Genomic DNA, 25,751 nt, shown 5'->3' with positions numbered 1-25,751 from the left:
GATTATATATTATGGTAGAAAAAGCAGATTTACTTACGGCCATCGTCACCCCATTTAGTGATGATGGGGAGGTGGATATTGGACGACTGAAAAAGTTGATTCAACACTTAATTGATACGGGCACCAACGGATTTGTGGTTGGCGGGACAACTGGTGAGACACCAACGTTATCGGAAGACGAAAAATTAAAGTTATACGGCGAATTTGGCAGGATCGTTGGTGACAAGTATCCTGTGATCGCCGGCACTGGTTCTAATAACACGCAGCAAACTGCTGAATTCAATCAAAAAGTCATGCAGTTAGATGGAATTGATTACGGACTCGTAGTTGTTCCTTATTACAACAAGCCTAACCAACGTGGCATGAAAGAGCACTTTAAGTATGTGGCGGATCATTCCGATAAACCTATTATCATTTACAATATTCCTGGTCGTACGGGAGTAAACATGGATAAAGAGACGGTGGTTGAATTGTCGGAGTACAATAACATTGCTGGCATTAAGCAATGTGGTTCTCTCCCTGATATGGAATATATTATCTCAAACACTCCCGATGACTTTCTTGTTTACAGTGGAGAAGATCCCCAAGCATTGGCTACGAAGATGCTGGGTGGTGACGGTGTGATTTCGGTTGCGTCCCATGTCTACGGAGATCAACTTAGAGCCATGTACGATGATTTAGACCACGGCGACTACCAAGCAGCTGGAAAGTTGCAGCGTTGGTTAACGCCAAAAATGCAAGCCCTATTCATGTTCCCATCACCATCACCAACGAAGGCTGCTTTGAATGCTAATGGATTAAGCGTTGGTGGATGTCGTTTACCAATTGCAACCCTAAATCGGGATGAAAAAGAAGAGTTGGCACAAGCACTAGACGTCAATTCTTTGGGAGACATTTTAAATGATTAAAGTATTAGTAGCTGGTTTTCGTGGCTCAATGGGTCAGAAGGCCATTAAAATGATTGAAAAAAATGATGATTTTCAATTGGTTGGAGTCTATGATCCCAAGGCCGAAGATTTAAGTCCTAAGAGTCATAATCTACCCGATGATGTTCACGTATATAATAATTTTGACCAGATTAATGGCAAAGATATTGATGTTTGGGTGGACTTTACGGTTCCTAAAGCAGCCTATCCTAACACCAAGTTTGCCCTTGAAAATGGCATTCATCCTGTGATCGGAACTAGTGGTCTGAGTGACGATCAACTTTCTGAGTTACAAAAAATTGCGGATGCTCAGGAAGTGAGTGGCATTATCGCTCCTAACTTTGGCATTTCGGCGGTGTTGTTAATGAAATTTGCTAAAGAAGCGGCCCAATACTTTCCGGATGCTGAGATTATTGAGATGCATCATCAGGATAAAAAGGATGCGCCATCAGGGACTGCTATCAACACCGCTAAGTTAATTAGTGCGGGAAGAAAAGAACAACCCAAGAAGGTGAAGACTGAAGAAACATTGAAGGGCGCGCGTGGAGCTGAGTATGATGGAGTACCAATTCATGCTGTGCGACTGCCAGGATACGTTGCTCACGAACAAGTCTTATTTGGCGGTGATGGCGAAGCCTTAACGATTCGTCAGGATTCGTTTGACCGGGATTCGTTTATGAACGGGTTAAAAGTCGCCATTCAAAAAGTCGATAACGTTAATGGTTTAGTGGTTGGATTAGAAAATATTTTATAGAGGAGCAATTAGTGATGAGAGAGTATAATGTAGCAATTTTAGGTGCCACAGGTGCTGTTGGAACACGTCTCATGCAGAAGTTAGCTGAGTCGAATATCCCGGTTAAGAGTTTGAAGTTATTAGCTTCCAAACGTTCAGCTGGAAAAAAGTTAAAGTATCGAGATGATGTTTTGACCGTTGAAGAGGCTACTCCCGATTCTTTTGATGGGGTCGACTTAGTGCTTGCTTCAGCAGGTGGTGCCGTTTCAAAGAAATTGTTACCAGAAGCCGTTAAACGGGGTGCAGTTGCGGTCGATAATACCAGTGCCTTTCGGATGGATCCAGAAGTCCCGTTAGTGGTTCCGGAAGTTAACCCGGATGCACTTGAAAATCATCATGGAATTATTGCTAACCCCAACTGTTCTACCATTCAAATGGTGGTTGCCCTAGAACCAATCAGAAAACAGTTTGGTTTAAAGCAAATCATTGTTTCTACCTACCAGGCTGCTTCTGGAGCTGGTCAAAGTGGACTCGATGAGTTAAGGGATGAGGCACAAGAACACCTTGACGGTAAAAAAATGGATGCTCATATCTTCCCAGTTAAGGGTGAGAAGGAACATTATCCACTTGCATTTAACCTACTTCCTCAAATTGATGTCTTTGAAAAAGACGGTTACACCCACGAAGAGTGGAAGATGATTCATGAAACCAAGAAGATCATGTTAAATGACATGAATTCTGGAGCAATTAAGGTTACTGCAACTTGTGTGCGGGTTCCAGTTGAAATTTGTCATGGAGAGTCAGTTTACTTCACCGTTGATGATGCTAAGGATGCTAATCGAGAGAAGATTCAAAGCATTTTAAACGATGAACCGGGTGTGACGCTTAAAGATGATCCAAAGAAGCAACTTTATCCACAACCAATTGACGCTGCCGGCAAAGAAGATACATACGTTGGTAGGGTGCGACCAGATCAAGAAAATGACAATGCTTATAACATGTGGGTAGTTGCTGATAACTTATTAAAGGGAGCTGCCTTAAACACGGTTGAAATTGGTGAGGAACTAGTTAAAAGAGATTTAATTTAGTCGTTAGATCTTCAGATGATGAGGAAAATTAATATGCCTACTTTAAATGAAAACTTACAAAATCGTTTTAATCAAAATCTAACTGAGTTACAACCATCAGCCATTCGTGCTTTCTCAGAGTCGATTGCTGACATTGATGGATTAGTGATGTTGTCAGTTGGTGAACCAGGTTTTAACACTCCTGAACACGTAAAAAAAGCCATGATGAAAAGCATTGCGGACAACCATTCACACTATTCTCCTCACAAGGGAATTAAGCCGCTTCGTGACGCCATTAGTCATTTTATGAGCCAAAAATACAATCTGCATTATGATCCCGATACGGAAATTATGGTTAATATGGGCGCAACGGAAGCAATTGCTGCATCGGTTTTTACAACGGTTAACCCTGGAGATGAAGTGCTAATTCCAGCACCGTTCTATCCACTTTACGAGTCCCTGGTTCGTTTCGCCGGTGGAAAACCGATTTTCATTAACACCGCAAAATCTGATTTTGTTTTAACCCCAGATGAACTGGAAACGGTTCTTACAAAGCATCCCAACGCGAAGGCCTTAATCTTGAATTACCCAAACAACCCTACAGGGGTAGAATACACACCGGAACAGTTGCAAGCGCTAGTGCCAGTTTTGAAGCAACATGCGATCTTTGTAATTGCTGATGAGATCTACAGTGAATTGACCTATGGAATCAAACATCATTCACTGGCCGAGTATTTGCCAGGTCAAACCGTGGTTATTAATGGAGTTTCCAAATCGCACGCAATGACCGGTTATCGGTTAGGTTTTACAATGGGTCCAGAGGAGTTTATCACCCAAGCCAATAAGATGCATGGTTACCTGGTTTCATCTCCATCAGATCCAGCTCAGTACGGAGCGCTGGAAGCTTTAAGTAATGGAATGGATGATGCCTTCCCGATGCGTGACGAATACCAGAAGAACCGGGATGAAGCCATCGCACGTTTAAAGGGCATGGGACTTGAGCCGATTGCTCCAACGGGAGCTTTCTACATCTTTGTTAAAATTCCCACTGAGTATGGGCAAGATGACGTTAAGTTTGCTCAGGATTTGGCCCAGAACGCGAAGGTTGGTGTCATTCCAGGATCAGCCTTTGGTAAAGCTGGTAAGGGTTACATTCGGATTTCGTACGCTGCGTCTAAAGATGACTTAGAAACAGGCTTAACCAGAATGGAAGATTATTTAAATTAGACCAAACAAAAACAGTTAGACATTAATGTCTAACTGTTTTTTGTGTTTTAAAGATGAAGAAAAGTTCCAAGGAAGAAACTAATCAGTAAAATGATAAAAACAATCGTGGTAATAATTACGTACATTTTATCATGTTCTTTATAGAAAGAGTAGATGGAAACGACTACTCGCAGAACTGGTGTGAGGATCAAAGCGAATACACCTAGCATCATAATCGAATATGGTTTTAACGAAATGATTCCTTTCAGTAATTGACCGAAGGAAGTGAGGTAATAGTGACTTCCAAATCCAGTTGTTCCGGTAACAATGTATAGAACCAATCCAAAAAGCATGATGATGACGGAGATGATAACCCCGATTCGCATGATCTTTCCAATTAATTGTTCAATTCTGATATTTTCAGCTTTTTGTTCCGCCTGACTATTTTTTACGTTGTTTTGATTACTCATGATAGGAGGTTCACCCCGAATCCTTTAAGAATCATCTGCACTCCTAGATAAATTAAGATCGGAATAAAAATAATTCGAATCAACTTAGAAGGCATGATTTGCATTACTCGTGAACCCACCGTGGCACCTAGAATAATCCCGAGTGCCAGTGGAACTGCAATCTGTGGCAGAATTGAACCATTAAAAAAGTAGATAGTTGCACTAGCCGCTGCGGTTACTCCCATCATTAGATTGCTGGTTGAACTAGATGGTTTTAATGGCATTTTCATGAAAGTATCCATGGCAATGACCTTAAAGGCACCTGATCCAATTCCGAGTAATCCACTGGCAATCCCGGCGCCAAACATAACCGTGAGACCAGCAGGAACGTTGGTAACTTTATAATCAATTTGTTTCTTTAGGTTCTTGTCGTAGTATGAACCATTTAGTTTTAACTTCTTCGCAATGGCATCATTGCTAGTTGCGTTAGTCTGCACCTGCTTGCCCCAGATCTTTTTAATCATGTTCAGTCCAGAGAAAAACAGTAGGAGTCCAAATAAAATATAAAGAAAAATGGGATTAATTACTCCCGTTAATAGGGCTCCTGCCACGGCACCAATTGAAGTGGCAATCTCTAAGAACATGGCCACCCTTAAATTTAAGACGTTATCTTTTAGATATGCGATGGTGGCCCCCGAACTAGTTGCGATTACCGCGATAATACTAGCTCCAATGGCGTATTTGATGTCCAGGTTAAAACCAATGGTTAAAACGGGCGTAATGATCATCCCACCACCAATACCGAGGATGGCACCAAGTACTCCCGCAAAGATTCCCACGAGCACCATGATAATAATACTATGAATCATTCATAAGACCCCAATCTATAAAATTCATGTTGTAATTATATCATATTAGTACGACTGTAATTTAGTCCTTGTCTCTAATGAGCGATTGATATTATGTTATACTTTTTTTATATGAATTCCTGGAGGTAATTGTACTTATGATGATTGGAAGGGACGTTAGTCGCCCGTATAAACTAACCATTTCGTTTCTCCTGTCGTTAATATTAACGATTGGAGTCAAAATGAGTTTTGGCTACGTTGGTTTTTTAGATTCCATGTTAATTGGAACGATTCAAGGTTATCCTTCTTCATTTGAGGAGACCATTTTTTCAATAATTAGTTTTGTCGCGAGTCCGAAGATGGACATCGTCTGGATCCTGATAATCGCTATTATTCTGTGGTGGTTTAAATTCAAGGTTCCCGCGTTCTTTTCATTGGCCCTAGTCTTTGGAGGGGACGCCGTTGGGTTTGTTATTAAGCACATTGTGGCAAAACCTAGACCATCAATGCATTTGCCGGGTGATACTGGTTTTAGCTATCCCAGTGGTCACGTGCTAGGGGCTTTCTTAGTGATTAGTGTGTTGTGGATTATTGTGGTACCAATGATTAATCGCCAATCAACACGCTGGATTGTCAGAACGATCCTGGTCATCGTGCTTTTCTTGGTAATGATTTCAAGAGTTTATCTTAACGCTCACTTTCCGTCTGACACAATTGGAGCCGCTTTGATTGCTTACACTTGGCTTCAGATTTGTGAGTATGGTTACGTTAAATGGGCGAGAAGTTTAAGTAACAAACGAATCTTTCGAAATACAATTTATTAATTTTGAAAATTTGATTGATAATCAAAAATTTATCACTTATAATTTAACTATAATTAAATATGAAATTCTAAGAAGAGGCGCGACTTTTATTAGTAATTAGCTGGAGATTTACTAAATCAACGAAGGCTTATGAAAGGAAGGGTTGCCGAAACTAATCACGTGGTGAATGGTTAGTTGGGTCTTGGTTCAATAAATCAAGGACTGTCGTGCAATCGCACGGAGAGCTTTCTAAGATTACGATTAGTAAGAATACGGACTCTTTTGGAAATCATTCAAAAGGGTCTTTTTATTTATCGTTTTATTACGAGGGATCTTCTTAATTATTTAGGAGGAGAATTTATGTCTGAGAAAAAAGGAAACGGACAAGTTAAGCGGGGTCTAAAGTCAAGACACGTGTCTATGATTGCCCTAGGTGGTTGTATCGGAACCGGTCTTTTTGTAACTAGTGGTGGAGCTATTCACAATGCTGGACCCGGTGGAGCCTTAGTGGCTTATGTATGTATGGGAATCATGGTGTACTTTTTAATGACCAGTTTAGGAGAGATGGCCACTAACATGCCGGTTTCTGGGTCATTTGCAACGTATTCGGCCAAATACGTGGACCCAGCTTTAGGATTCGCCATGGGTTGGAATTACTGGTTTAACTGGGCCATTACCGTAGCTGTTGATGTTAGTACGGTGGCCATTGTAATGCAATTTTGGCTTCCGCATTTTCCAAGTTGGGTCTGGAGTCTGGCGGCGTTATCACTGATTTTATTGATTAACATTTTATCAGTAAAGGCGTTTGGTGAAACGGAATTCTGGATGTCACTGATCAAAGTGATTACCATCTTTATTTTCCTTGCCGTTGGGGTCTTAACCATCTTTGGAATTATGGGTGGCCACTTCATTGGGATGCGTAACTTTACTTATAAACAAGCTCCCTTCGTAAATGGAATTCCCGGGATTTTAAGCGTCTTTGTCATTGCCGGGTTCTCATTTCAAGGAACCGAATTAGTTGGAATTACTGCTGGTGAATCAGAGGACCCACAAAAGACGGTTCCCAAGGCCATTCATGAAGTTTTCTGGCGAATTATTTTATTCTATATTTTAGCAATCGTTGTGATTGCTGCCATCATTCCGTACACTAGTCATGACCTACTCGGATCGAGTGCTTCGGATGTTACAATCAGTCCCTTCACCATTGTGTTTGAAAGAGCTGGCCTAGCCGGGGCAGCAAGCCTTATGAATGCTGTTATTTTAACGTCGGTTATTTCTTCAGCTAACTCAGGGATGTATGCCTCTACCAGAATGCTCTATTCGATGGCTGATGAAGGTTATGCTCCTAAAATTTTCGGTAAAGTATCAAAACGTGGAATTCCGGTGCTAGCACTCCTAGCTACCATGGTAGTTTCACTTCTAACCTTCATGACTAGTATTTTTGGATCCAAGATTTACATGTGGTTAGTGGCTGCTTCTGGCTTAACTGGATTTATTGCTTGGTTTGGAATTGCTTTATCACACTATCGATTTAGAAGGGCCTTTATAAAGCAGGGTCATAAGCTTTCTGAGCTTAAATATCATGCGACCTGGTTCCCAGTTGGTCCAATTATTACGCTACTCTTGTGTATCGTTGTAATTTGTGGTCAAGACATCGGAGCCTTCGCTCACTTCAACTTATTTGAAATTGCGGTCACTTATATGAGTGTTCCCCTTGTAATTATTTTGTACTTTAGTTACAAGATCATTCATCACACTCACATTATTCCGTTGGACAAAGTGGATGTCTCACCATCGGAAGATTACACGGATGAAATTAAAAATAATGAAAGTAAATCTTAAATTCATGATTTTGAAATGGTACAATTACAAGTGCAAATTCTTTAAAACTAGTCTAAGGGGATTAAATAAATGATTGTATTATCTGGAACTATTGGAGCAGGGAAGACGACATTAACGACGTTACTCGCTGAGAGGTTGAACTCCCCAGCTTATTATGAGTCCGTCGATGATAATAAGATTCTCCCATTGTTCTATAAAGATCCGAAGAAGTACGCCTTTTTACTCCAAATTTATTTTTTGAACAAACGCTTGGATAGTATTAAAGAAGCTTCCACGAATAAGTACAGTGTAATGGATCGTTCGATTTTTGAGGATTCACTGTTATTTCATTTAAATGCTGATCTAGGACGAGCTACTGAGACTGAGGTTCAAATCTACGACTCTTTGTTAAAGAATATGATGAAGCCTAGTCCTGGCGGTAAGTACCAAAAGACACCTGATTTGTTAATCTATATTGATATTTCGTTTAGTACCATGCTGAAAAGAATCAAAAAGCGGGGACGGGATTATGAACAGATTGACAACGATAGTAGTTTATATGAGTATTATCGTGAATTAAATCAGCGATATGCGACTTGGTATAAAAATTATGATTTGTCGCCGAAGATTAAAATTAATGGTGATAAGTATGATTTTGTTGAGGATCCAAATGCTAGAGAAAAAGTTTTAAAGACTCTTTCTGATAAAGTTCAAGAAGTATTAGGATAATTTCTTAGATTATTGTATAATTAGTTTGATAAATAAACGTGACGTGCCTATTAAGTAGAATCACAGAGAGATGACGTTGGTGAGAGTTGTCATTTGAAAATTCCAGCACGTGTTTCGGGCGGTTAATCCCGCACGGCAATTACCGTTATTAATTAATCGAGTGCCTTAATTGGAACTTGGGTGGTACCGCGAAAAGACTTTCGTCCCAACATGACGAAGGTCTTTTTGTGTCTTTTAAGGGAGGAAATTGAAATGTTAGATATGAAGTTGATCAGAAGTAACCCAGATTGGTACAAGGGAAAGTTGGCAGAGCGAAATGTTCCTGGCGAAGTGATTGATAATTTGCTAAGAAAAGATTCGGAACGCCGTGATCTGATTGTCAAAAGTGAATCATTAAAGGCGGAGCGAAATGAAGTCTCCGAAAAGATCTCACAGCTAAAGCGCAACAAGAAAAATGCTGATGATCAAATTCAACGAATGCGTGAAGTTGGCAAGGAGATTAAAGAACTTGATGAAAAATTAGAGGGAATTAAAGCTGAACAACATGACATTGAAGCTCATTTACCAAATGTTCCTGCCGATGAGGTTCCAGTTAGCCTCACAGAAGAAGGGTCCAAGGAGCTTAGAAGAATTGGTGAGCCACGTAAGTTTGATTTTACGCCTAAACCCCACTGGGAAATTGGTGAAAATCTAGATATTTTAGACTTCAAAAGAAGTGCCAAGGTATCCGGAAGCCGATTTGTATATTACTTAGGGGCTGGAGCTCAGTTAGAACGGGCCGTCTATAACTTTTATTTGGACCAGAATACGGAGGCTGGGTATACAGAAGTGCTGCCTCCTTACATGGTGAACTCTGATTCAATGTTTGGAACGGGACAATTCCCTAAGTTTTTAGAAAACAAAGCCGGCTTTGAGATCAAAGACAGTGATTTAACCATGATTCCAACCGCTGAGGTACCATTAGTTAACTTTTACCGTGATGAAGTGATTCCTGAAGCAAAACTACCAGTGAAGTTTACGGCCTTAACCCCCGCTTTCAGATCGGAAGCTGGGAGTGCTGGTAAAGATACACGTGGCTTAATTCGTTTACACCAATTCAATAAGGTTGAGATGGTGCAGTTTACTAAACCAGACGAATCATGGGATGCTTTGGAAGAAATTACTCATCAAGCTGAGACCCTCTTACAAAAACTCGGAATTCCGTATCATGTCATTACTTTAACTTCGAGTGACATGAGCTTTACCGCCGCTGAGACCCATGACTTAGAAGTTTGGATGCCAGCTCAGAATCGGTACCGTGAGATTTCAAGTTGCTCTAATACCCTTGATTTTCAAGCAAGAAGGGCTCACATTCAATATCGGGATGAGAACGGGAAGCTTCAGTATGTTCATACCCTGAATGGTTCTGGCTTAGCAGTTGGAAGAACGGTAGCTGCCATTTTAGAGAATTATCAAAATGAAGACGGAACCGTGAATGTACCAGAAGTTTTGCAACCTTACATGCATGGAATGAAAAAAATTGTTAAAAATGAGAAATTTTAACCAAAATCAGTAGAAATCAATGCGACATTTCGGTATAATAATATTTGTTGTCTGACTGGCGTGAAGAAACAGTATCATCATTGTAGGTTAGCCAAATTTGTTCTTGACGCTTAAACTGCAAAATGATATTATATAATAGTTGTCATCACACAGTATGTGGGTGATATCTATCAATGGAGGATTAGCTCAGCTGGGAGAGCATCTGCCTTACAAGCAGGAGGTCACAGGTTCGATCCCTGTATCCTCCATTTGAGCCGTTAGCTCAGTTGGTAGAGCATCTGACTTTTAATCAGAGGGTCGGCGGTTCGAACCCGCCACGGCTCATTGCCAGTAACACATTATTATGCGGGCGTGGCGGAACTGGCAGACGCGCTAGATTTAGGTTCTAGTGTCTTAGGACGTGGGGGTTCGAATCCCTTCGCCCGCATTGATTTTTTGCCGACTTAGCTCAGTTGGCTAGAGCGCTTCACTAGTAATGAAGAGGTCGTAGGTTCGAATCCTATAGTCGGCATATGCGGAAGTAGTTCAGTGGTAGAACGCCACCTTGCCATGGTGGAGGTCGCGGGTTCGAATCCCGTCTTCCGCTTTTTTGGTATCATCCTGCCGGAGTGGCGGAATTGGCAGACGCACAGGACTTAAAATCCTGCGGTCAGTGATGACCGTACCGGTTCGATCCCGGTCCCCGGCATTTAAATATTGGAATTTTAGTGAGAGAGCCCTAATATTAGGAGCTCTCTTTTTTATTCAAAATATTAATTCTATACTGGAAATGCCACCAAAACAGCGCTACTATAGAACTGAATTGATATTGTGATATCCATAATAAGTTGATTTAACGTTAAGGTCCCGTGTAGAATATGAATAACGTAATCAACATAATTGATCAGACGTAGATTTAGAATCCAAGGAGAAACAAGATGAAACTCGAGAAAAAATCGCCTTATGGGCTGAACAACGTCAGTGCTTTACTTAATGACGTTTCAATGAACGATGATCAATTAATTCATGCTGGCGAAAAAATGAGTAATGATGCCAACATGGAAGCAATGCGAAATTTCAAAGCTAAAAAGCGAGACATTAAACCGATCTTAACCGAAAGAGATTCGTTGTTACTAAGTGGTTTACTGGGGTTGAAGCGTGAACGAATGGCTAAGAATCCATTTTCATTTTATCGCGGAAGCGTGGAACTCATGAATCATGACTTGGAGCGTATTCCGATGAGTGATATTAATCTGCTGATTGCAGGTGATGCGCATCTAGGTAACTTTGGTTTTTATGGTTCACCAGAACACCAACTTTTGTTTGATTTAAATGATTTTGATGAATCACACGTTGGCCATTTTGAGGATGACCTTCTGCGTTTTATGGTAAGTGCCTTGCTTGTTGCTAAGCAACAAGGATTTGATATTGAAAATGAGGTCAATCCGTTTCTAAGAGACGTGCTCGATACCTATCGCAGTGCGTTAGTGAGAATGACGGAAATTCCAGCCATGGATAAACTTACGCTTCCTAATTCAATTAGAAATATTTCTAAAATCTTTGGTACGCTGAAAGATGGCGAAAAACACTTTAAGAAATCGTTTCAAAAAATCACCGCTAAAAGCATTAACAAAGCTCTTAGAAGTACTTCTGATTACGCTGTTGAGAAGTATACAACGGTACTTCCAAACGGTGAACGGCAGTTTATTGATAATGAGCCGGTGACTGTTCACATTGGTAAGAAAGATTATCAAAAAATTAGTGATGGTCTTGATCGTTACTATAATCATACTAAAAGTGATATTCGTTTCTTTCTTTCCAATTTTCAAATTGTGGACATCGTGAGACATAGTGTTGGTGTTGGAAGTGTAGGGACACTATGCTTCTTGGTATTACTGGAGGATGCTAACAATAATTATCTGGTCTTACAGATTAAGCAGGCTCTTCCAATTTATAAAAATAACGTAATTGGAATGAACAAGAACGATTCGTTGGGTGAGAACATTGTGGACTGTCAATTGATCCTTCAAACGGCGTCGGATCCGTTTTTAGGTTGGTTTAATACCCAAAACAAGAGTTATTACGTACGTCAGTTTAAGGACATGAAGGGTTCAGTAAACCTTAACAAGTTAGATTTAGATGCATTTAAAGATTACGTGCTGGTTTGTGTCATCTTGTTGGCACGGGCACACAGTCAGTCTCCAACCTTTCCAATGATCATTGGTTATTTAAAAAATAGTGATAAGGTCAAAAAGTCATTTATTGAATTTGCAAATGAGTATATGAAACAAGTGGAGATGGATTATCACACATTTATTAAGGATTTGAAATAACATGAAAAGAAATGAAGAATACGTTGACTCATGCTATAACCGGGATTTGAGCTGGACATTATTTAATCGAAGAGTGATTAATTTAGCTACTGAGACGGTCACACCATTCCTGGAGAAACTAAAATTTTTAGCAATTGGGTCCAACAATTTAGATGAATTTTATAGTGTTCGGGTACCAAGTATTCAGGGTCAGATGGAATTAAGTGATAATGGGGTCGAAAAAAAGTCCGGCCTTCACTACAGTCAGATTCTAAATCAGATTCATACCCGCAATAATGAAAACTTCCAGATTCAATATCATGATTACGATAAACTTAATCGTGAATTGAAAGAGAAGGATATTTGTTCGATCGAATCATATGAAGATTTGGACGACAAACAAAAAAACAAAGCTAATCAATATTTTATTAAAAACATTCAGCCAGAGCTGGCATTCAAGGAATTTGATAAGAATTACACTCTGAAATTTCTCTCCAATAAACAAATTGCAATTGGAGTATTAGTTGAGGGTGACGACAAAAAAGTCATTCGGATTATTCCAGTACCACTTAAATTTGATCGATTGGTTCCAGTAAAATCCAATGGGATTGATACTTATATTTTGTTAGAGGACCTGATTAATCACAACTTAAAGCGGTTATTTAATGGAAAAGAAATCACAGGTACGGTTGTCTTTCGCGTCACCCGTGATCTTGATGCTACTTTAGACGTTGAAAAAGAAGATAATAATTTTGAGACCATTTCTAGAATGCGTCAGTACCTTGTTGATCGTGAAAAGGGAAAAGTAACTAGATTTGAAGTTGAAGAATTTGATGGTAATACCGATGATGACTTTTTGCGTGATTTTATTTCCAAATTCAATCTTGGTGAAGATGCCATTTTTAAAATTCCTGGACCCGTTGATCTAACTTATCTTTTTGAGATTGTTAGTAAGTATTCCCCAGATTATCCCGAATATTGTTATGCTAAATTCAATCCACGGACCTGGTCTGATTCAGAATCAATGCTTGCTTACCTAGATCAAAAGGATCTGTTGATTCAGTATCCTTATGATTCCTTTAGTCAGTTTTTACAGTTCTTAAAGGAAGCCGTTGAGAGTCCCAAGACCGTTGCCATTAAGCAAACGCTATATCGGGTTTCAAAGCATTCTGAAGTGGTCGATTTATTAGCTAAAGCTGCTCAAAAAGGGATTAAGACCACCGTAGTGGTTGAACTGAGAGCTCGGTTTGACGAGAAAAATAATTTAAAGGTCACTGAAAAGCTAAAAAACGCTGGGGTTCATGTCATTTTTGGAAAGCAGGACATGAAGGTTCACAGTAAGACTTGCTTAGTCTTAACTAAAGTGGGTGAGCATCCTCAAGGTTACATTCAGGTTGGAACTGGGAACTATAACATGCAAACTGCCAAGGGATTTGTTGATTTGAGCTTCTTTACCAGTAAAGATGATTATGTCAGAGATTTATCCAAGTTCTTTGATTACTTACAGGCTCCGGATGCCGCTCAACCAAGTTATCAAGTTTTATCAGCATCTCCTCACCAAATTCAGGATCAGGTAATTGATGGAATTCAAGAAGTGAAAGAAAGTTACCTAAAAACTGGGAAGGGTGCTGTCTTTCTAAAAATTAATTCTTTAACCGATGTGGAAGTTATTTCAGCTATCTATGATGCTGCTCGCGTTGGGGTACCGTTCCGATTGGTAGTTAGAGGTGCTTGTTGTCTCAAGTTAGGAATTTGTGGTAAGAAAGAAAAAATTGTGGTTTCAAGTATTGTTGGTGAGTTTTTGGAACACAGTCGGATCTACGGTTTCTTCACTAATGATGATTCTAAGTTATGGATTTCGTCGGCTGATTTAATGACTAGGAACATGGATAATCGGGTTGAGTTAGCGGCTCCGATTCTTGATCCTAAACTGAAAAAGCAGTTACTCAATATCATTGATATTTATGCGCAGGATGATGTGGACGGCAGCTTTCTTAAACCGGACGGACAGTACTTTAAGTTTAAGCATCCTAAGGGCAAATCAGCCCAACAAACCTTTCTTAGGATTATTGATGATCCAAAGTTGAATAATAAAAAACACATTTCTAAGCGTCATGACATTCGCATTAACGTAAAGAATGGCTCGAATCTCAAAAATGATTGGACCTACATCTCAATTTTAGTGGTTACAATCATCGTAGTTGTGGCGATTTTATTGTGGTGGTAAAAATAACTAGATATTTCTAGTTATTTTTTTATTTTTCTTTACCAAAAGTGCTAGTCTCTGGTATAATATTATTTGTTCGCTGGTAATTAGTGAACTTCTAAATATTTTATGCACCTATAGCGCAATTGGATAGAGTGTCTGACTACGAATCAGAAGGTTGTAGGTTCGACTCCTACTAGGTGCATTTTTCATCGGGAAGTAGCTCAGCTTGGTAGAGCACCTGGTTTGGGACCAGGGGGTCGCAGGTTCGAATCCTGTCTTCCCGATTTTTATATATACTCACATTTTAATGTTTACGCATCGGGAAATAGCTCAGCTTGGTAGAGCGCCACGTTCGGGACGTGGAGGTCGCAAGTTCGAATCTTGTTTTCCCGATTTTTTTATTACGTTCGTTTACAAGAGCATTTACTTGGAATTTACGATTCTTCTTTGTATAATAATAGTCAACATTAGTCAGAGATGAGATGAGTTTATGGCAAGCCGTAATATATCAGACATTATTGAAGATTATTTAAAGGATATGCTGGGTGACAACGATCAAGAGCGAGTTGAGATTCGTCGGTCAGATATTGCCAATCATTTTGACGTGGTACCATCACAGATCAACTATGTAATCAAAACTCGATTTACCTTGCGAAATGGTTATCTAGTTGAAAGTAAACGTGGTGGCGGTGGCTATATCAGAATTGAAAAAATCAATTTAATGGATAATTCGGATGTCTTAGATAGTTTGATCGACTCAATTGGTGATGAAATTTCTGAAAAAGATGAAGAATCAATTTTAACCACCTTGTATGCTAATGGAGTTATTACCGAAAAAGAGAAGAACATGATTGCAGCTATCTTGAAGAAGGAAGCAATCAGTTTGCCTGATCAGACAATGGAGTATCAGGTTAGAGCGAGCGTTTTGGAGGCTTTACTTTACCGGCTTAAGTATGAGTGTTAGTTTAATTGTGGATTATGATTTGAAGAGAAATGAAGGGAGATTTGCATATGCATAATTTATTTACCCCTAGTGCAAAAAACGTTTTAGTAATTGCTCAAGAACAAGCAAAAAGCTTTCAACACCAAGCTGTTGGAACCGAACACATGTTGTTGGCACTTACAATTGAAAAGAATGGGATTGCTTATCAGACTCTTCAACAACTCGCTGTCAGCGAGGCAGACGTTAGAGAAGAAATTGAGCAGTTAGCTGGATATGGTAACTTGAAGGTTGATGGAAACACTTACTTGCCATATTCACCAAAAATGAAGGAAATTCTAGCCTTAGCTGGTAAAATTGCGAAACAATATGGAGCAACTAAGGTGGGCACTGAACATATCTTGCTAGCTTTGACTAGTGATGATGCAATGCTCTCTTCTAGAATTTTGACTAACTTAGGTGTTAGCCCAGAACAAGTTCGGAAAGTAACGATCCGAAAGATGGGAGTTGCAGACACTAACATGGCTTCTGATACTAATTCTAATAATGATTCAGAACAAAGTGATACCCCAACTTTAGATTCACTTGCCCGTGATTTAACCAAAGCTGCTCGTGATAATCAGCTTGATCCAGTTGTGGGACGTACTTCAGAAGTTCGGCGTGTGATCCAAGTCTTGAGTCGGAGAACTAAGAATAACCCCGTTCTAATTGGTGAACCCGGAGTTGGTAAAACTGCCATTGCTGAAGGCTTAGCGGAAAAGATTGTTGGTAAGTCGGTTCCATCTGACATGCAAAACAAACGTGTTATGGAACTTGATATGGGATCATTAGTTGCTGGCACTAAGTATCGTGGCCAATTTGAAGACCGTCTGAAGAAGGTTCTAAAAGAGGTTGAAGATAGTGGAAATGTAATTCTATTTATTGATGAATTGCATACCCTGATTGGTGCCGGTGGTACTGAGGGATCAGTTGATGCCTCAAACATTTTGAAACCATCCCTTGCTCGAGGTCAAGTTCAAGTAATGGGTGCTACCACACTTGATGAATATCAAAAGTACATTGAATCCGATGAAGCTTTGGAACGTCGATTTGCAACGGTTGAAATTGAAGAACCAAGTAAGGATGAGTCTCGTAAGATTCTTAAGGGATTACGTCCTAAGTATGAGGAACATCACCATGTTCAGATTACTGATGATGCCATTAATGCTGCCGTTGATTTATCTAGTCGATACATCAGCAATCGTTATCTACCTGACAAGGCCATTGATCTAATGGATGAAGGTGCTGCTAAGGTTAGACTTGATTCAACTGGTAAAGATGATAAGTTGGCAAATGCTGAGTCTAAGTTAAGTTCCGTTAAGAACGACAAGGACAAAGCAATTGAAGAACAACGTTTTGAAGATGCAGTTTCAATTCGGAAGCAAGAACAGAAATTGCAGAAGGAAATCGCTGATTTAACTCAGAAACAAAGAATTAAAGAAAATGATGCTAACAAGACGCATAATTATCGATTGAAGGAAAATGCTGAAGACATTGCACAGATTGTTTCCGAATGGACTGGAATTCCAGTTACTCATTTGAAACAGTCTGACAAGAAACGTTTGGTAAATCTGGAAAAGATTTTGCACGAACGAGTGGTAGGTCAAGACGAGGCTGTTTCAGCTGTTGCCCGAGCAATTCGTCGTGCAAGAAGTGGACTTAAAGATCCTAATCGTCCAATTGGATCATTTATGTTTCTTGGACCAACTGGAGTTGGGAAGACTGAACTTGCTAAGGACTTAGCTGAAGCAATGTTTGGTTCAGAAGATGACATGATTCGTGTTGACATGAGTGAATTCATGGAGAAGTACTCAACTAGTCGAATGGTTGGATCTGCTCCTGGATACGTTGGATATGACGAAGGTGGTCAACTAACTGAAAAGGTTAGAAAGCATCCTTACTCAGTTGTTTTACTTGATGAAGTTGAGAAGGCTCATCCTGACGTCTTTAACCTGTTACTTCAAGTTCTAGACGATGGATACTTGACTGATGCTAAAGGTCGAAAGGTTGACTTTCGAAATACTGTTATCATTATGACCTCTAACATTGGAGCTACTGAACTTCAGTACAAGAACACCGTTGGATTTGCGGCCGAAAAGTCGGATGACGACTATGCTGCAATGAAGGCTACCATTCAAGATCAGTTGAAGAAATTCTTCAAACCAGAATTCTTGAACCGAATTGATGATACGGTTGTCTTCCATTCTTTGACTAAATCAGAACTTCACCGTATCGTGAAATTGATGTCGCAAGACTTACTCAATCGAGCTGATGGAATGGGTTACAAAGTTCGGATGACACCTGCTGCCATTGATTTGGTTGCTGAAGTTGGGTACAATCCAACTTATGGTGCACGACCAATTCGGAGAGCACTACAAGATAAGGTGGAAGATCCATTGAGTGAAGATTTACTTGCTGGTAAATTCAAACCTGGTGACCAGATCACCATTGGAGCCCATAAGAATAAGATCACGATTAATAAACGTGATGTTAAGAATCCAAAAGAAGAAATTTTAAGTAAATAACGTAAAAAAATCCCAGTAAAAATTTACTGGGATTTTTGGTGCATATTCTTTGACATTATCAGGGATTCTTTGTATTATGTATAGAGTATGTAACTGGGAATTGAAATGAGTCGTTGCGATCTATTGTCCGTGATGGCGTTTATAAGAACCAAAAGTAAGATTTTAATCTTATTTTTGGATTTTTTTTGCTCAAAAACCTGAAAAATGGCCATTTGTAACAAAAACGTAACATTTCTTTTCGTAGAATTTTAGGGAGAGGTGAATAACTTGGCAGGACACATTGTAAAGTACGGAAAACACAGGACCCGTAGAAGTTATTCCAGAATTAAGAAAGTATTGGATCTTCCAAATTTGATTGAGATTCAAACTAATTCTTATAACTGGTTCTTAGACGAAGGTTTGCGTCAAATGTTTAAAGATATTATGCCAATCGAGGATTTTCAAGGAAAGCTTTCATTAGACTTCGTTGATTATAAACTATTGGAACCTAAGTACACGGTTGATGAAGCACGTGCTCATGAGGCAAATTATTCAGCCCCATTACACGTTACTCTTAAGTTAACGAACCATGAGACTGGTGAAATCAAGACCCAAGATGTTTTCTTTGGTGACTTTCCATTGATGACTGACCAAGGGACTTTCATCATTAATGGTGCGGAACGAGTTATTGTTTCACAATTAGTTCGATCACCTGGTGTTTACTACCACAAGGATCTCGATAAAAATGGTCGTGAAATTTACAGCTCAACTGTAATTCCTAACCGTGGTGCTTGGATGGAATTTGAAACTGATGCTAAGAACATTTCATACGTTCGAATCGATCGGACAAGAAAGATTCCTTTGACTGAATTAGTTCGTGCACTTGGTTTTGGTTCTGATGATGAAATCACTGAGATTTTTGGGAAGACTAACGATAGCCTTTCACTTACCCTTGAAAAGGATGTTCATAAAGATGCTGATGATTCCCGTGTTGAAGAATCATTAAAGGATATTTATGAACGATTGCGTCCTGGTGAACCCAAGACCGCTGAATCAGCAAGAAACTTATTGACTCAAAGATTCTTTGATCCTAAACGTTATGACATGGCTCCCGTTGGTCGTTACAAGACTAACCAAAAGTTAAGCATGAAGACCCGCTTGATGGGATTAGCATTGGCTGAAACCTTAGCTGATCCTGATACTGGTGAAATCATTGCTAACAAGGGTGATGTCATTGATAAGGGACTGATGGAAAAATTGAAGCCATACTTGGCTAAGAAAGATTTCAAGGCTTACACCTTTAATCCATCTGACCAAGCGGTTGTTACTGATCCAGTAACAGTTCAAGTAATTAAAGTATATTCAAACACAGATCCTGATAAGGTCGTTCCTATCATTGGTAATGACAATATCGATCTGGACTACAAACACATTACCCCAGCTGATATTTTAGCTGAAATTAACTACTTCTTTGATCTTCAAGAGGGAATTGGTTCCATTGATGATATTGATCACTTGGGGAACCGTCGTGTTCGTTCAGTTGGTGAATTGCTGCAAAACCAATTCCGAATTGGACTTTCACGAATGGAACGAGTTGTTAGAGAAAGAATGTCAATCCAGGATGCTTCAACTGTAACACCACAACAATTGATCAATATTAGACCAGTGGTTGCTTCAGTTAAGGAATTCTTTGGTTCATCACAACTCTCACAATTCATGGATCAAACTAACCCATTGGGTGAATTAACCCACAAACGTCGTTTATCTGCATTAGGACCTGGTGGTATCACTAGAGACCGTGCTGGATATGAAGTTCGTGATGTTAATTACACCCACTATGGTCGAATTTGTCCAATTGAAACTCCCGAAGGTCCTAACATTGGACTAATTAACTCACTTTCGAGTTATGCTCGGGTTAATAAGTATGGATTTATCGAAACTCCATACCGTCGTGTTGACTGGACTACTCATAAAGTTACCGATAAGATTGATTATCTGACCGCTAATGACGAAGATAAATACGTTATTGCCCAGGCAAACTCTCCGTTAAATGAAGATGCTACCTTCCAAGATGATCAAGTTATGGCACGTGATAAGTCACAATACGTTGAAACTAATTCAAAGAATGTTGACTACATGGACGTTTCACCAAAACAAGTTGTTGCGGTTGCAACGGCATGTATCCCATTCCTAGAAAATGATGATTCTAACCGTGCTTTGATGGGTGCTAACATGCAGCGTCAGGCGGTTCCTTTGATTAGACCACATGCACCACTTGTTGGTACTGGAATGGAATATCAAGCTGCTCATGATTCTGGAGTTGCTAAGATTGCTAAATATCCTGGAACTGTAGAATACGTTGATGCAAGAGAAATTCGAGTACGACGCGATAATGGAACTTTAGATACTTACAAGTTGATGAAGTTCATGCGTTCAAATGGTGGTAAGAACTATAACCAAACCCCAATTGTTAAAGTTGGAGATCACGTTGACGCTGATGAAATTATTGCGGACGGTCCAGCAATGGAAAATGGTGAATTAGCATTGGGTCAAAACCCAACCGTTGCCTTTATGACATGGCAGGGTTATAACTTTGAAGATGCCATCGCTATTTCAGAACGACTCGTTAAAGATGATGCGTATACCTCAATTCATATTGAAGAGTACGAATCAGAAACTAGAGATACTAAACTTGGACCGGAAGAAATGACTCGTGAGATTCCAAATGTTGGTGAAGATGCACTTAAGGATCTTGACGAAGATGGAATTATCAGAGTTGGTGCCGAAGTTCATGACAATGACATTTTGGTTGGTAAGGTAACTCCTAAGGGTGTTACTGAATTATCTTCTGAAGAGAGATTACTTCACGCTATCTTTGGTGAAAAGGCTAGAGAAGTTCGTGATACATCCCTTCGAGTACCTCATGGTGCCGGTGGAATTGTTCAGGACGTTAAGGTCTTTACCAGAGAAAATGGTGACGAATTGAAGCCAGGTGTAAACAAGATGGTTCGAGTTTACATTGCCCAGAAACGTAAGCTTCAAGTTGGTGATAAGATGGCTGGTAAGCATGGTAACAAAGGTACCGTTTCCGTTATCATTCCTGAAGAAGATATGCCTTACATGCCAGATGGTACTCCAATTGACATTTTACTAAGTCCCATGGGTGTTCCATCACGTATGAATATTGGACAGGTGCTTGAAATGCACTTAGGGATGGCTGCTAAGAAGCTTGGTATTCACGTTGCTACTCCTGTATTTGATGGAGCTCGTAGTGAAGACATTACTCAAGCTTTGAAGGAAGCCGGAATGCCTGCTGATGGTAAATCCGTTCTATATGATGGTAGAACTGGTGAACCATTTGACAAACGAATCGCTGTTGGAGTCATGGGTTACTTGAAACTTAACCATATGGCAGAAGACAAGATTCATGCTAGAGCCATTGGACCTTACTCACTGGTTACTCAACAACCACTTGGTGGTAAAGCTCAATTTGGTGGCCAGCGTTTTGGTGAAATGGAAGTTTGGGCCCTTGAAGCATATGGTGCTGCTCATACCTTACAAGAAATTTTGACTTACAAGTCAGATGATGTTGTAGGACGTGTAAAGACTTATGAAGCCATTGTTAAGGGTGATCCAATTCCAAAGCCCGGTGTTCCTGAATCATTCCGAGTTTTAGTTAAAGAATTACAAGCATTAGGCCTTGATATGAAGGTTCTGGATGCTGATAACAAACAAATCGATTTGCGTGATATGGATGATGACGAAGATGTTGTTAACGTAAACGCATTGAGTAAGTTTGCTCAAAAACAAGATGAAAAAAATGAGAAAGACAAAGAAAAGAAGAATGAGAGTGACAAACAAACTCCAACTTCATCTGACTCTGACTCAAAAAATGATACAAATGACGACAATAAATAATAAAGGAGGGTACGCCAATGGTTGATGTTAATAAATTCAAAAGTATGCAAATTGGTTTAGCTTCACCTGAAACCATCCGGAGTTGGTCATACGGGGAAGTTAAAAAGCCAGAGACAATTAACTATCGAACTCTAAAACCTGAAAAAGACGGTTTGTTTGATGAAAGAATCTTCGGTCCTACTAAGGATTGGAAATGTGCCTGTGGTAAGTACAAGGGTGTCAGATACAAGGGCATCGTTTGTGATCGTTGTGGTGTTGAAGTTACCCGTTCTAAAGTTCGTCGTGAACGAATGGGACACATCGAATTAGCCGCTCCGGTAACCCATATCTGGTACTTCAAAGGTATCCCAAGTCGAATGGGATTAGTTCTTGACATGAGCCCAAGAGCTCTTGAAGAAATCATCTACTTTGCTTCATACGTTGTTACTGATCCAGGCAACACACCAATGGAGAAGAAGCAGTTGCTTTCAGAGCAAGAATACCGTGACAAGAAGCGTGAATATGGCAACCGTTTCCACGCTGAAATTGGTGCGGAAGCGATCAGGACTTTATTAAATGATGTTGATATCGATAAAGAAGTTAAAGAATTAAAGGATACCCTTAAAAAGGCAACTGGCCAAAAGAGAACCCGTGCGGTTCGTCGTTTGGACATTCTTGAAGCATTTGCTACTTCTGGTAATCAATTGTCATGGATGGTTATGGATGCAATTCCAGTTATGCCACCTGATTTACGTCCAATGGTTCAACTTGAAGGTGGTCGTTTTGCCACTTCTGATTTGAATGATTTGTACCGTCGGGTAATTAACCGAAATAATCGTTTGAAACGTTTGTTAGACCTTAATGCTCCTGGCATTATTGTTCAAAACGAAAAACGAATGTTGCAAGAAGCTGTCGATGCCTTGATTGATAATGGTCGTCGTGGTCGTCCTGTTGCTGGCCCTGGTAATCGTCCACTTAAATCTCTTTCTCACTTATTGAAGGGGAAGCAAGGACGATTCAGACAGAACTTGCTTGGTAAACGTGTTGATTATTCAGGTCGTTCAGTTATTGATGTTGGTCCTAATTTGAAGTTAAGCCAAATGGGACTTCCAGTATCAATGGCTCTTGAATTGTTCAAGCCATTTATCATGCATGCTTTGGTTCAACGTGGATTGGCTTCAAACATTAAGAATGCTAAACGTCAGATTGAACGTCAAGACGACGCTGTCTTTGAAGTTCTTCCTGATGTAATTAAAGAGCATCCAGTTCTTTTGAACCGTGCTCCTACCTTGCATAGACTTGGAATTCAAGCTTTCGAACCCGTCCTAGTTAGTGGTAAGTCAATGCGTTTGCATCCATTAGTTTGTGCTGCATATAATGCTGACTTTGATGGTGACCAGATGGCTATTCACGTTCCTCTATCTGATGAAGCTCAAGCCGAATCAAGATTGTTAATGGCTGCTGCTGGACACATTTTGGCACCCAAGGATGGTAAGCCAGTTGTTACTCCTTCACAGGATATGGTAATTGGTAACTACTATCTAACATTTGAAGAAGCAGGTGCCGAAGGCGAAGGAATGATCTTCAACGACCCAGACGAAGTTGAATTAGCATACCGTGATGGAAAAGTTCATTGGCATACCAGAATTGGTATTCCAGCAAGTGCCTTTCCTGACAAGTCATTTACTGACGATCAAAAAGGTAAGATCTTAGTAACTACGGTTGGTAAGGTAATCTTCAATGGAATTTTGCCAAAGGAATTCACTTATCTTAATGAACCAACTTCAACTAATTTGCATGGATACGTTCCTGACAAGTACTTCTTGAAGCCAGGTGAGGATATCCATGAACATTTAAAGAATGCTGAATTGGTTAAACCGTTTAAGAAGGGCTTTCTAAGTGACATCATTGCTGAAGTTTACAGTCAATACCAAGTTACGGAAACTTCTGAACTGCTTGACCGAATTAAAGACTTAGGTTATGACAAGTCCACTAAATCTGGTTTAACTGTTGGTATTTCTGACATTACTGATTTGAAAGAAAAACCAGAAATTGTTGCTAATGCTCATAAGAAAGTTGATACCATTACTAAACAATTCCGTCGTGGTTTAATCACTAACCAAGAACGTTACGAACGAGTTGTTAACGTTTGGAACGATGCAAAAGACGAAATTCAAAACAAATTGATGAAAAACTTCGATCCTCAGAACCCAATCTTTATGATGAGTGATTCTGGTGCTCGTGGTAACATTTCTAACTTTACTCAGTTAGCTGGAATGCGTGGTTTGATGGCTTCTCCTAATGGTGAAATCATGGAACTACCAATCACTTCTAACTTTAAGGAAGGACTTTCAGTCTTGGAAATGTTCATTTCAACCCACGGTGCTCGTAAAGGTATGACCGATACGGCTCTTAAGACTGCTAACTCTGGTTACTTGACTCGTCGACTTGTTGATGTTGCTCAAGACGTTATTGTCAGAGAAGAAGACTGTGGAACTGATCGTGGATTGGTTGTTCGTGCCATTACTGAAGGTGACGAAATGATCGAACCATTGTATGACCGAATTCTTGGTCGTAATGCAATGAAGACCGTTAAGAATCCTAAGACTGGTAAAGTAATTGTTAAGAAGAATCAAATGATTGATGAAGACGTCGCACAAGAAATTGTGGACGCTGGCATTGATTCAGTTGAGATTCGTTCGGCATTTACATGTAACACAGCTCACGGTGTTTGTGAGAAGTGTTATGGTCGAAACCTTGCTACTGGTGACGAAGTTGAAGTTGGTGAAGCTGTTGGTACCATTGCCGCTCAATCAATCGGTGAACCTGGTACTCAGTTAACCCTTCGAACTTTCCATACCGGTGGTGTTGCAAGTAGTTCTGATATTACCCAAGGACTTCCTCGTGTTCAAGAAATCATGGAAGCTCGTAATCCTAAAGGTAAAGCAATTATCAGTGAAGTTACTGGTACAGTTGAATTAATTGAAGAAGATCCTGCCGAAGGGATTAAGGAAGTTACCGTTAAAGGTAAGTCCGATACCCGAAAGTACAAGGTTCCAATTAAGGCTCGTATGAGAGTTGCTGAAGGCGACACTGTTCGTCGTGGTGATCCTCTTAATGAAGGTTCAATTGATCCTAAGGAATTGCTTAAAGTTCGTGATGTTTTGTCAACTGAAACTTACTTGTTAACTGCGGTTCAAGAAGTTTATAGAAGACAAGGTGTTGAAGTTAACGATAAGCATGCCGAAATCATGGTACGACAAATGTTACGTAAGGTTCGTGTTATGGACCCAGGTGACACCGATATCTTACCTGGTACTTTGATGGACATTGATGACTTCAAAGACCGTAATAAGGATGCAGTTATTAGTGGTAAAACACCTGCAACTGCTCGTCCAGTCTTGCTTGGAATTACTAAGGCTGCTCTTGAAACTAACAGTTTCTTGTCAGCTGCGTCATTCCAGGAAACCACTCGTGTTCTTACTGATGCCGCAATTCGTGGTAAGGTTGATCCATTAGTTGGTTTGAAGGAAAATGTTATCATTGGTAAGTTATTACCTGCTGGAACTGGTGTTGGAAAATACGAAAACATCGAACCAGAAGAAGAGGGTAAGACTTCTACCAAGGGCGTTACTTCTTTAAGTGATGTTGAAAAAGAAATGCAACAAAAAAATTCTAGTAAAAACTAGACTTTAAACTAAAAGAGCTCATCTTATGATGAGCTCTTTTTTGATACATATTTTGATT

At 39.9% G+C, this 25,751-nt stretch carries 16 protein-coding genes, 9 tRNA genes and 1 riboswitch; of the genes, 23 read left to right on the top strand and 2 right to left on the bottom strand.

Features of this window, described 5'->3' with window-relative positions:
- The first annotated feature begins 11 nt into the window (after positions 1-11).
- The 4 genes from dapA to AC6UD2_RS00520 are packed head-to-tail and all read left to right on the top strand — an operon-like array spanning position 12 to position 3,953.
- Positions 12-908, top strand: a complete 897-nt coding sequence (gene dapA, locus AC6UD2_RS00535) for a 4-hydroxy-tetrahydrodipicolinate synthase (RefSeq protein WP_500697665.1) — start codon at positions 12-14, stop codon at positions 906-908.
- Positions 901-1,680, top strand: a complete 780-nt coding sequence (gene dapB / locus AC6UD2_RS00530) for a 4-hydroxy-tetrahydrodipicolinate reductase (protein ID WP_500697664.1) — start codon at positions 901-903, stop codon at positions 1,678-1,680. Before dapA ends, dapB begins: the two co-directional genes overlap by 8 nt.
- A gap of 11 nt (positions 1,681-1,691) precedes the next feature.
- A complete protein-coding gene (locus AC6UD2_RS00525; protein ID WP_500697663.1) occupies positions 1,692-2,747 on the top strand; it encodes an aspartate-semialdehyde dehydrogenase in 1,056 nt (351 codons plus the stop codon).
- A 33-nt stretch (positions 2,748-2,780) separates the two neighbouring features.
- Positions 2,781-3,953, top strand: a complete 1,173-nt coding sequence (locus AC6UD2_RS00520; protein WP_500697662.1) for an aminotransferase class I/II-fold pyridoxal phosphate-dependent enzyme — start codon at positions 2,781-2,783, stop codon at positions 3,951-3,953.
- A 47-nt stretch (positions 3,954-4,000) separates the two neighbouring features.
- On the opposite strand, the gene AC6UD2_RS00515 is transcribed toward AC6UD2_RS00520, so the two are convergent.
- Both AC6UD2_RS00515 and AC6UD2_RS00510 read right to left on the bottom strand, forming a co-directional pair.
- Entirely contained in the window at positions 4,001-4,402 is a 402-nt protein-coding gene (locus tag AC6UD2_RS00515) for a DUF1634 domain-containing protein (protein WP_500697661.1), read from the bottom strand.
- Positions 4,399-5,250: a sulfite exporter TauE/SafE family protein gene (locus AC6UD2_RS00510; RefSeq protein WP_056936303.1), complete on the bottom strand. Its 852-nt coding sequence runs from the start codon at positions 5,248-5,250 to the stop codon at positions 4,399-4,401. Before AC6UD2_RS00510 ends, AC6UD2_RS00515 begins: the two co-directional genes overlap by 4 nt.
- A gap of 137 nt (positions 5,251-5,387) precedes the next feature.
- On the opposite strand from AC6UD2_RS00510, the gene AC6UD2_RS00505 reads away from it, so the two are divergent.
- The 19 genes from AC6UD2_RS00505 (at position 5,388) to rpoC (ending at position 25,693) form a co-directional block, all read left to right on the top strand.
- Positions 5,388-6,053: a phosphatase PAP2 family protein gene (locus AC6UD2_RS00505; protein ID WP_500697660.1), complete on the top strand. Its 666-nt coding sequence runs from the start codon at positions 5,388-5,390 to the stop codon at positions 6,051-6,053.
- Positions 6,054-6,117: 64 nt separating this feature from the next.
- Positions 6,118-6,288: riboswitch (Lysine riboswitch) on the top strand.
- Between the two features lie 104 nt (positions 6,289-6,392).
- Positions 6,393-7,874, top strand: coding sequence for an amino acid permease (locus AC6UD2_RS00500; RefSeq protein WP_500697659.1), 1,482 nt, complete (start codon positions 6,393-6,395; stop codon positions 7,872-7,874).
- Between the two features lie 69 nt (positions 7,875-7,943).
- Positions 7,944-8,582 carry a deoxynucleoside kinase gene (locus tag AC6UD2_RS00495; RefSeq protein ID WP_500697658.1) on the top strand — a complete coding sequence of 213 codons (639 nt, stop codon included), beginning with the start codon at positions 7,944-7,946 and terminating at the stop codon, positions 8,580-8,582.
- A 252-nt stretch (positions 8,583-8,834) separates the two neighbouring features.
- Positions 8,835-10,124, top strand: coding sequence for a serine--tRNA ligase (gene serS / locus AC6UD2_RS00490; RefSeq protein ID WP_500697657.1), 1,290 nt, complete (start codon positions 8,835-8,837; stop codon positions 10,122-10,124).
- A 175-nt stretch (positions 10,125-10,299) separates the two neighbouring features.
- Positions 10,300-10,372: transfer RNA gene (locus AC6UD2_RS00485), tRNA-Val, on the top strand.
- A gap of 3 nt (positions 10,373-10,375) precedes the next feature.
- A tRNA-Lys gene (locus tag AC6UD2_RS00480) sits at positions 10,376-10,448 on the top strand.
- A gap of 21 nt (positions 10,449-10,469) precedes the next feature.
- Positions 10,470-10,551, top strand: a tRNA-Leu gene (locus AC6UD2_RS00475).
- Between the two features lie 10 nt (positions 10,552-10,561).
- Positions 10,562-10,635: transfer RNA gene (locus AC6UD2_RS00470), tRNA-Thr, on the top strand.
- Between the two features lie 3 nt (positions 10,636-10,638).
- Positions 10,639-10,710 (top strand) — tRNA-Gly (locus AC6UD2_RS00465).
- A 16-nt stretch (positions 10,711-10,726) separates the two neighbouring features.
- Positions 10,727-10,812: transfer RNA gene (locus tag AC6UD2_RS00460), tRNA-Leu, on the top strand.
- A gap of 229 nt (positions 10,813-11,041) precedes the next feature.
- On the top strand, positions 11,042-12,436 hold the full coding sequence (locus AC6UD2_RS00455; protein WP_039144157.1) for a DUF2252 domain-containing protein: 1,395 nt from the start codon (positions 11,042-11,044) through the stop codon (positions 12,434-12,436).
- A 1-nt stretch (position 12,437) separates the two neighbouring features.
- Entirely contained in the window at positions 12,438-14,642 is a 2,205-nt protein-coding gene (ppk1, locus tag AC6UD2_RS00450; RefSeq protein ID WP_500697656.1) for a polyphosphate kinase 1, read from the top strand.
- A gap of 110 nt (positions 14,643-14,752) precedes the next feature.
- Positions 14,753-14,826, top strand: a tRNA-Arg gene (locus AC6UD2_RS00445).
- An 8-nt stretch (positions 14,827-14,834) separates the two neighbouring features.
- A tRNA-Pro gene (locus tag AC6UD2_RS00440) sits at positions 14,835-14,908 on the top strand.
- A gap of 35 nt (positions 14,909-14,943) precedes the next feature.
- Positions 14,944-15,017 (top strand) — tRNA-Pro (locus tag AC6UD2_RS00435).
- Positions 15,018-15,114: 97 nt separating this feature from the next.
- Positions 15,115-15,588 (top strand): CtsR family transcriptional regulator, encoded by a 474-nt coding sequence (locus tag AC6UD2_RS00430; RefSeq protein ID WP_010022695.1) that lies wholly within the window; start codon positions 15,115-15,117, stop codon positions 15,586-15,588.
- A 47-nt stretch (positions 15,589-15,635) separates the two neighbouring features.
- Positions 15,636-18,128 (top strand): ATP-dependent Clp protease ATP-binding subunit, encoded by a 2,493-nt coding sequence (locus AC6UD2_RS00425; protein ID WP_500697655.1) that lies wholly within the window; start codon positions 15,636-15,638, stop codon positions 18,126-18,128.
- A 258-nt stretch (positions 18,129-18,386) separates the two neighbouring features.
- Complete coding sequence (rpoB, locus tag AC6UD2_RS00420) at positions 18,387-22,025, top strand: DNA-directed RNA polymerase subunit beta (protein ID WP_039144792.1); 3,639 nt, start codon at positions 18,387-18,389, stop codon at positions 22,023-22,025.
- Positions 22,026-22,042: 17 nt separating this feature from the next.
- Entirely contained in the window at positions 22,043-25,693 is a 3,651-nt protein-coding gene (rpoC, locus tag AC6UD2_RS00415; protein WP_500697654.1) for a DNA-directed RNA polymerase subunit beta', read from the top strand.
- The last annotated feature ends 58 nt before the right edge of the window (positions 25,694-25,751 follow it).

The organism is Fructilactobacillus sp. X2R5C2 (assembly GCF_059901375.1).
The sequence above is the reverse complement of the archived record's forward strand: the minus strand, read 5'-3'. Positions and strand labels throughout refer to the sequence as shown.